General features: G+C 43.9%; 14 protein-coding genes. 1 reads left to right on the forward strand and 13 read right to left on the reverse strand.

Features of this window, described 5'->3' with window-relative positions; all coding sequences use genetic code 11:
* A partial coding sequence (locus ACNQ0W_RS24270) for a hypothetical protein (protein ID WP_214575478.1) occupies positions 1 to 233 on the forward strand: 233 nt, incomplete at its 5' end.
* A gap of 148 nt (positions 234 to 381) precedes the next feature.
* Here ACNQ0W_RS24270 and ACNQ0W_RS24275 read toward each other — a convergent pair.
* The 13 genes from ACNQ0W_RS24275 to ACNQ0W_RS24335 form a co-directional block, all read right to left on the reverse strand.
* Positions 382 to 987, reverse strand: a complete 606-nt coding sequence (locus ACNQ0W_RS24275) for a hypothetical protein (RefSeq protein WP_000137794.1) — start codon at positions 985 to 987, stop codon at positions 382 to 384.
* Positions 988 to 1,203: 216 nt separating this feature from the next.
* Positions 1,204 to 1,485: a hypothetical protein gene (locus ACNQ0W_RS24280; protein WP_000703842.1), complete on the reverse strand. Its 282-nt coding sequence runs from the start codon at positions 1,483 to 1,485 to the stop codon at positions 1,204 to 1,206.
* Between the two features lie 145 nt (positions 1,486 to 1,630).
* Positions 1,631 to 1,807, reverse strand: a complete 177-nt coding sequence (locus ACNQ0W_RS24285) for a hypothetical protein (protein WP_000802040.1) — start codon at positions 1,805 to 1,807, stop codon at positions 1,631 to 1,633.
* A gap of 53 nt (positions 1,808 to 1,860) precedes the next feature.
* The gene (locus ACNQ0W_RS24290; protein ID WP_000633161.1) at positions 1,861 to 2,172 is read right to left on the reverse strand and encodes a hypothetical protein; all 312 of its coding nucleotides are present in this window, start codon (positions 2,170 to 2,172) and stop codon (positions 1,861 to 1,863) included.
* Between the two features lie 222 nt (positions 2,173 to 2,394).
* Entirely contained in the window at positions 2,395 to 2,595 is a 201-nt protein-coding gene (locus ACNQ0W_RS24295; protein WP_000814953.1) for a hypothetical protein, read from the reverse strand.
* A 39-nt stretch (positions 2,596 to 2,634) separates the two neighbouring features.
* On the reverse strand, positions 2,635 to 2,859 hold the full coding sequence (locus ACNQ0W_RS24300) for a hypothetical protein (protein WP_000551490.1): 225 nt from the start codon (positions 2,857 to 2,859) through the stop codon (positions 2,635 to 2,637).
* A 54-nt stretch (positions 2,860 to 2,913) separates the two neighbouring features.
* Entirely contained in the window at positions 2,914 to 3,117 is a 204-nt protein-coding gene (locus ACNQ0W_RS24305) for a hypothetical protein (protein WP_000781547.1), read from the reverse strand.
* A gap of 552 nt (positions 3,118 to 3,669) precedes the next feature.
* Entirely contained in the window at positions 3,670 to 4,161 is a 492-nt protein-coding gene (locus ACNQ0W_RS24310; protein WP_001371932.1) for a DUF3085 domain-containing protein, read from the reverse strand.
* Positions 4,162 to 4,165: 4 nt separating this feature from the next.
* Positions 4,166 to 4,477, reverse strand: a complete 312-nt coding sequence (locus ACNQ0W_RS24315) for a DUF957 domain-containing protein (RefSeq protein WP_001165367.1) — start codon at positions 4,475 to 4,477, stop codon at positions 4,166 to 4,168.
* A 516-nt stretch (positions 4,478 to 4,993) separates the two neighbouring features.
* A complete protein-coding gene (locus tag ACNQ0W_RS24320; RefSeq protein WP_000071366.1) occupies positions 4,994 to 5,314 on the reverse strand; it encodes a hypothetical protein in 321 nt (106 codons plus the stop codon).
* 178 nt (positions 5,315 to 5,492) lie between these two features.
* Positions 5,493 to 5,720, reverse strand: coding sequence for a hypothetical protein (locus ACNQ0W_RS24325; RefSeq protein ID WP_000336109.1), 228 nt, complete (start codon positions 5,718 to 5,720; stop codon positions 5,493 to 5,495).
* A gap of 174 nt (positions 5,721 to 5,894) precedes the next feature.
* A complete protein-coding gene (locus ACNQ0W_RS24330) occupies positions 5,895 to 6,788 on the reverse strand; it encodes a hypothetical protein (protein WP_000252081.1) in 894 nt (297 codons plus the stop codon).
* Positions 6,778 to 7,107, reverse strand: a complete 330-nt coding sequence (locus ACNQ0W_RS24335) for a toxic anion resistance protein (protein ID WP_004248813.1) — start codon at positions 7,105 to 7,107, stop codon at positions 6,778 to 6,780. The genes ACNQ0W_RS24330 and ACNQ0W_RS24335 overlap by 11 nt, the downstream gene beginning before the upstream one ends.
* Between the last annotated feature and the right edge of the window lie 26 nt (positions 7,108 to 7,133).

Raw genomic sequence — 7,133 nt, forward strand, 5'->3', positions numbered from 1 at the left:
GATTCACGACTTCAAGGCGCTTTTCGAAGGGGTATTTTGGCTTTGACATATCAGGGACTATTCCATTTCATCGTCCAACAAAATGGGTGCAGTACAGGTTAATTGAAAAATTACTCGGGGCTTTCTGCTTTTACCACAGTCAAACAGTGTTACCGCTGGCTGGGGCAAAAGCCTCCAGCACCAGCGTTATTATACCACCCTGCCCTGATCAGCCAAACACCCCGCCTACATAAATTACTGATTTTTCATTTATTTGACATGATTCACTTCCGGTTGTCGGCGAAAGTCATTTTATACTAAAGAAAAGGGTAACGGGCAGCTGCTGGGTCGGAACATACAGTGCAGTTCCTGCCCGTTTAATTTCCGGATGCAATGGTAGGATCAGGAGGCACTGCTTCCGTTGATTAGGGAAATCTTATGTGCCTGAATACGGCTGTATTCGAGATGGGATGCAATATTACAGATGCGCTCCAGTCGATCATGCAGCCTCGTGTAGGTCAGTCGATGAATACCGGACATTTCATCAAGTAGCCAGCGCTTGATGTAAGGGTTACAGGAAAGCCGGGCAAGATCGTCGTCATCCACTTCGTCAAAGAACCAGTACTGCTCCATCGGGACTACCTGAAATATCCACGGCCGGGGATAGTCCCCTGTGACAACCAAAAACCATGCAAGAAAGCATAGACACAGCTCAACGACCATAAGCATCGAAAATTGCGAATAACTTAGACCGGGCACATAGGGTGAACTATCCGCAACATACCCCCTGAGCAATTCCGCCACAAGGTAGCCCAATAGCGTCAAGGCCAGCATCAGGGTCAGGATTAATCCCCCATTAAACGCTACCGAAGCCTTTTGAACCCGATCAGGTGCTGTCCGGCTGCGATAGTTGGTCACTACTCTTTCTACAAGTGCCCTTATGGCAGCCTGTTCTTTACTGACATCAGCTCCGGAAAAACCGGACGGGCTTTTATTTAATTCAGTCATACCCCACTCCTGTTATGTGCTCTACTTAACAAACACGTAGATCATACAGAGCTCACGGACGCACTCCTGCCAGATAAAGGAGGGAATTTGGCTGTAAGACGGTTAGCCAACAGTTCAGGTTATGCGTGGGATCCGCCCAGTCAGAAAGGATTCCGTTAATAACAGGCAAGGTTAAAGGCAGATGGACGGTGAAATTGTGGGTGCTAAAAGGGGGTATTACTCTTTTTCCTGCATAGCGGTTTTTTCAGCCCGGGTGGCCAGACGAACATTTCCGAAAGGCTCACGGACAAGCAGTGGCTTCTCCTTCTTCCAGCCCCTGATAGCCGTTTCTCCAAACCGACGTGGTGCATTGCCGTTCCAGCGAGCAATCACATGGTTATCATGAATTTCAATAATGACAACGGGGTGGACAATGACCGTTGAAATGGTGGTATTTCCCATTTTGGTACGGGTTACAGACCAAACCTGCATCCCGGATTCCAGCTGGCTGATTTTCATATTATATCCTTAAGCCATCACGAACTGCGCCACAAACAATTAATGTGGCGCAATTTACCATAAACAATAAACATCAGATACCCGTGAAAAGATTTCCCTTTATTTTAAAATTCTTCTGGAGAAAAAATGATATTTCCAGAAGAGGTCAGCGAAATTCAGAAACGGCCATCACAATGGTGCTGCGCTGACGCTGGCGTTCTGCCTTGCGCTGCCTGCGGCGATAGATCTGTTTTGCGCTGACGTAAGGGCAGTCCTCACGGGTATACCAGCAGCAGCCGCAAGGTTCGGGCCGGGGTTTTCCGGCAAGTCCAAATGGTTTCATCAAGTCACCTTTTTAATGTTTTTAATGGAAAGATACTTACCTAACCCATTGTTTTATAGGAAATAACGTTGTTGCATAAACAGATACAGATAACCCTCAGGAGAAAACATGCAAAGGTTATCAGTGATAACCGCGTCCAGATACCGAGTGTCAGTCTGTAAACGTTTTATCACCAGAAAATGTGCTGCCGCAGCCTTAATGCCAGAACTACCGTTTACAACATTATGTATACCCGCTTTGAATAACGAACGAGCATGAATTACCTTTTCCCGGGCCGCTTCGATCTCAGCATTAATAACGCATTGCCGCGCCTGGATGACTGCCTCTCCGGTTAAATCGCGGAAATTCATTAGAGATGTGATCATGATTGACTCTCCAGATTATGTGGAATCATTATAACAACTGGCACCACGCCACAAATAACCTGAGATAAATTCTTTGAAATATTCCTATATATAAGGAATTACAGTCGGAAAAGAAACAATGAAATAGCGCCGACCGCTTAAAATCGATAAATTAAAATGGACGGCACTGGAATGAAAAACTGAAAGTAGTAAGACCGTAATTATCCTTCACGGATGTAAGCTTTAAAAGAGGAGTACTGGCAAAGCTTTGCCAAGTACTTCGGCGGTTGTGTCTACGATTTTACGGATGTCATCGATCTGCGAAGGCTTATTCAACACCACCGTAAAAAGCTCTCCTTCGTTATCAGCCTGCTCGCAGTTTCCGTATCGGCTCCCGTCGTACAGCTGCACAATACGTGACATAGAAGACTTTGTTTGTTTCATGGCTTTGCACCTGCTTTTAGGCAGTTTGGTTACTGGTTATCAGAAGCTGGTTTCATGCGCTTCCGGCTGGGACACGAACTGGTATTTGACGCCGCCAGGCACACCTACTGCTTCGGCAATAGAGTCGCAAAGCCGCGATAAATCATTTAGTGTCATCGGATATTCAATATCTACTGAATATAAAGCACCTGCATTTTCAGCATCTTCGATGTTTTTATACTGGGCACTAAATATAGCAATGGTCTGAATTTCGTGGTTATGCATGAACCGGTCCTTATTAAATTATAAAAGCCACCCGAGAGTGGCCTGAGTGGAAACTTAAATCTGTGAAGTATATTTGAGAGATTTTTTGCGATCCAGATGCCGGGCAACAATGGTTCCGATAACAAGTAGCGTGATGACCGCACTGAAGAAGGTGCTGTCAGGGACGCCCTGGAAAAAATCACTGAAACTGTAAACAATAAAAATCAATGCGCAAAAATAGAAAACGATACGAACATAAGGGGTAAAAAACATTTTCATCGGTTGCCTTCCATTCAGGGAGAATTCTCAGTAATTACATCACACCTGAAGAGAAACTATTTTCGTATAAATGAGCATTTTCGACATATCAGAGGGGGGTTTTACTCATAAATGAGGTAGTAAGGGTCACACTTGAGATGAAAGTTACTTTCCTGGCTGCGAACGAACTATCTCAAATGTTAGAGGTGTGCGTTCGCCTTAAGAGCTTCATGCCCTGAGGAGCTCAACTTGAGCCGATAGTATAAACCTGGCTCCAGATGCCTTACTGGCTGGCATAACTCCACGAGGCCCAGCCGGAACAGGACCGGAGAGCTCCTGCACGTCACATCATCAGGATTCCCCATAAACGTACGCCGTTCTCTGGCCCGTCTGAAATTGCCAGAGATATCATAGATCGTGCCGGATGCCATCCGTCTTAACACGTAAATCTGCGCCCTTGTAAGCTTCTGGGCGGAACTGCTTAAACCTGACATACCTTCCCGGCCTTATATAAAACAATCCGCCAGCAGCTCGACTGGCGGACAATGTTTGACTGGAAACAGCAAGGACATACTATTTGCTGACAAGTTTGATATTGGTTTCACTCATTCGAAGTCGAAACTCCTGAAAACCCTGCTCTACCGCTAACTCCAGCCACTCAACGGGAATGGTATAGCTACAATCAGACCCACCCAAAGCGGCATCACAAGCGTAATCCCAGTCCTCATCCAGTTTTGGATTCATCCCCTGGGCGTAAGCCACAGTATCGCGGGATGCGGGAGAGCCCTCAAGCTCAGCATTAGTGATCAGGTATACACCATGACTGTGCGCGAGAAGCACTTTTGGCACCAGATGTGTGCTGGCAATTTTTGAGGATGAGGGAAAGAAAACCCTACCAGCTTTACGCGCCTCTTCTTCAGTCTGTCCCTCAGCGTTAAGGAGGGCTCCCCCCGGATAGCATGCCGGGTCATAGATCTGATCTGGGGTGACCGAAAACGTTTTTGCGGTGCGAATTTCTTCGATCAGTTTATTGATATCTGCCATTTCAAATACGAGAGTGGTCACAGGCTTACTCTCCCTCTTCAGTGGACAACATCAGATACTTTGTTGCCAGCAGAAGCTCTCCCACATCCTTGAGGGACAATTCAGCTTTGCCTTCTACGGCAAGCTGCAAGCGCTGTCGAATTGCATGAACAGAATCTGAAGATAAAGATGCCATTTTGCGCAAAACGGCATTAGCCTTTTCTACAGCAGGATACAGAATTTCTGAGTTGGTATTATCTTCGTCATTATCAAAGATAATTTCAGAATCCATATTGATGTTATCTTCAAGCCAGCTTGAAAGCACTTCAAGTAATGACATCACCTTTTCAATTTGCATATCGCCTCCTCTGTTAACATGAAACAAATATAACAAAGTGGCTTACCCGGCTAATAACCTGAGCAGAAAGTTTTCGAACTTAGTTTGAAAACAAGTTTTCTGCTCAGGTTAATGTTAAAGTCGCTGGGTAAAAGATAAAAGGCACTGAAGATGATTTAAGCATCAAACAGACTAAATAGGATTCCGTCTTTTATAACGCTTTTAAAATAGAATGAATGAAATATAAATTTTGCGTTTAAGAATGAACGCTGTAGAGGATGATTTATCCTGTGATATGCAGTTTGTGGCCTTTAAAAAGGCTTTATTATGGACTTGAATTGCAAAGAGAGCACCGACATTTTTCTGGGGGCTCCCGCAGAGAAAAAGCTGTGAGGTTATGAAGACGTATAGGAGGTATTCGGCGAAATACTGTATGGCCACAGGAGAGCTTCAGCACCCATATCCTGCCGCCTCGCTCGCCTGTGGTGATTTCAATATGTTCTACGTCATACCACGTAGTTGTATTTCTCACTTTGTTTATGCTTCCTGACACCGCGTGAACGCAATCTTCGTCTGGATGCGTTCATAGATGGAAAACTGCCTTTCAATGGAATCGGCATTAGACAGTAATTCATGAAGCTCAGCAGAATCTGTATCAGGAACGATAGCGACAGAAACTCCATATTTACGCCCAGTTCTGATCAGGTGCGCAAGTTTTTCCTTCTCTGATTCTGTGAGCATTGCCAGATCCCTTCCGGATACCTGCTCGATAAATGGACCAAGGTTTTTCGGAAAAAAGGGTTCGGCATCAGAATTATGTACCGGGAGCGTTTGCGGCTTATCGAAGCTATTGGACATGAAAAGAACCTTTATAGTTAGAGAGGTGGAGACTGAATGCGTAGCCCATTAAAATTAGTAGTGCCACACTCGAATGCTAATCATACTTTATGATGGCTATGGTAGGAATGGCCGTCAACTTAAACCGCCAGAAGCGAGCCATTCACCGTTAAAGTAACTTTCCCGTATGATGTTCTTTTTATGGAATGAGTTGTTCACACTCCTCTTTAAGAGCCGCCCTGGAACGAGATCGACAGACTTTGCTTAATGAAGAGCGTAATTGATGTTCATCAACCCCATCAGCGACAAACTGACCAATTTTCTTTTCAAGACGCTGCATTGCCTCATAAAGCTTGGCATCAGTATTATTTTTAAGAAACCTCAGTATATAATCAGCAATAATTTGAACAGGAGTAAAGTTACACATCATGTATCCTTAATAAGTTGTGTAAAAATAAAACCATAAAAAACATAATCAGAAGTAGATTATTATACTTGAGTAAGCTTTTCAGCTAACAAGCTGGAGAAGCAGATTCCGGTAAATTACTACATATTTGATAAAAGTTACTGAATAAAAAAGCCCAGCGTACCGGGCTTTCATTCAATTTGATTCTAAGAATCTGACTCGCCGCCTGATTTTTATACCAAGAAGAGCGAACAAAACGCCAACGAATGCGACGGGACTACCTACTTTAAGACAATTAACCGACGCTTTTGAAAAGGTATGTGATTTAGACATACGTTTTTGCTCATAACGAATCGCAAGTGGTGAGACGGATTTATCTAAAGCTGTCTTTTCCAATGCATAACGAACTTTCACGGGAATATTTGACTGTAATACACCAGACATATACGCCCTAACAACATTCTGTGTTAACTTCACATCTGGCTTGCCGAGTTTTATATGTAGTTGCGCCTTTAAATAGTTTACAGATACCTCTTCGCCTGAGGGCCAATTACTATCATTTAAATATGCGACAAGTTTATCGTATTTTTCATGTTTTACATATTTCTTGATAACCTTTACAGTCGAAGCTGAAGTGGCATCAGTCTCTTCCGAACCTAAAGCAGATGTAAAAACTGACAAGCCGATAAGAAAAGCGCCAGCAATTAGAAGCATCGGGAATATCTCACCTATTTCCTCCCCCTTTAAAATTTTAAAGGCAGTTGAAGAAACTACTAATAGCCCCATAATCCCTAATAGCAACTTAGAATATGTAGTTAGGAAGCCTCCAAATGCATCGCCAAAATCCGAAACCACTAACTTATCTTCACCTTCAGATGAATTGAAGAATGACAAGGGCACATCAATATCAAAGTCCAGAACTGAAGGTGAGAGGTGTAATGACAGCAACCACAAGCAAAGACCAAAAATCATTATCAGCAGGCCCGCACCAAATATCGCGAAACCTGAATTTCTAATCTTTATAGACCGGTGAAAAAGAAATGACAGTTCACGGGAAAAATCGTCACTACTCTTAAGGTTACGCACCATGATCTACCCCTTTTTGTGTCAGTCGGGTGCGCAAATTCTCACGCATGGCAAGAACCTGTTTTTCTGTTTCCCTGAGCTTAATAGCCCCTTCTCTCTGGATTTTAACAACATCGCCAACCGTCTGGATAAGCGTATCCTGCACCTCTTTAAGGGTGCTTATATCAATAACCAGCCGTTGGTTTGCTTTCATAGTTTCTACTGCATTGCGATGCAGTAATTTTGCATTACTACGGAGTAACTCATTGTGGCACTGTTGCAAATAGTCGGTGGTGATAAACTTATCATCCCCTTTTGCTGATGGAGCTGCACATGAACCCATTCAAAGGCCGGCATTTTCAGCGTGAC

Origin of the sequence: Enterobacter cloacae complex sp. 6730903 (assembly GCF_048283985.1) — a bacterium.
Lineage (GTDB): Bacteria > Pseudomonadota > Gammaproteobacteria > Enterobacterales > Enterobacteriaceae > Enterobacter > Enterobacter hormaechei_C.

What these genes read in the sequence shown, in the direction of transcription:
- ACNQ0W_RS24275 (WP_000137794.1), bottom strand. Translation starts at nt 987, where the DNA reads ATGACTGAATTAAATAAAAGCCCGTCCGGTTTTTCCGGAGCTGATGTC.
- ACNQ0W_RS24280 (WP_000703842.1), bottom strand. Translation starts at nt 1,485, where the DNA reads ATGAAAATCAGCCAGCTGGAATCCGGGATGCAGGTTTGGTCTGTAACC.
- ACNQ0W_RS24285 (WP_000802040.1), bottom strand. Translation starts at nt 1,807, where the DNA reads ATGAAACCATTTGGACTTGCCGGAAAACCCCGGCCCGAACCTTGCGGC.
- ACNQ0W_RS24290 (WP_000633161.1), bottom strand. Translation starts at nt 2,172, where the DNA reads ATGATCACATCTCTAATGAATTTCCGCGATTTAACCGGAGAGGCAGTC.
- ACNQ0W_RS24295 (WP_000814953.1), bottom strand. Translation starts at nt 2,595, where the DNA reads ATGAAACAAACAAAGTCTTCTATGTCACGTATTGTGCAGCTGTACGAC.
- ACNQ0W_RS24300 (WP_000551490.1), bottom strand. Translation starts at nt 2,859, where the DNA reads ATGCATAACCACGAAATTCAGACCATTGCTATATTTAGTGCCCAGTAT.
- ACNQ0W_RS24305 (WP_000781547.1), bottom strand. Translation starts at nt 3,117, where the DNA reads ATGAAAATGTTTTTTACCCCTTATGTTCGTATCGTTTTCTATTTTTGC.
- ACNQ0W_RS24315 (WP_001165367.1), bottom strand. Translation starts at nt 4,477, where the DNA reads ATGCAAATTGAAAAGGTGATGTCATTACTTGAAGTGCTTTCAAGCTGG.
- ACNQ0W_RS24320 (WP_000071366.1), bottom strand. Translation starts at nt 5,314, where the DNA reads ATGTCCAATAGCTTCGATAAGCCGCAAACGCTCCCGGTACATAATTCT.
- ACNQ0W_RS24325 (WP_000336109.1), bottom strand. Translation starts at nt 5,720, where the DNA reads ATGTGTAACTTTACTCCTGTTCAAATTATTGCTGATTATATACTGAGG.
- ACNQ0W_RS24330 (WP_000252081.1), bottom strand. Translation starts at nt 6,788, where the DNA reads ATGGTGCGTAACCTTAAGAGTAGTGACGATTTTTCCCGTGAACTGTCA.
- ACNQ0W_RS24335 (WP_004248813.1), bottom strand. Translation starts at nt 7,107, where the DNA reads ATGGGTTCATGTGCAGCTCCATCAGCAAAAGGGGATGATAAGTTTATC.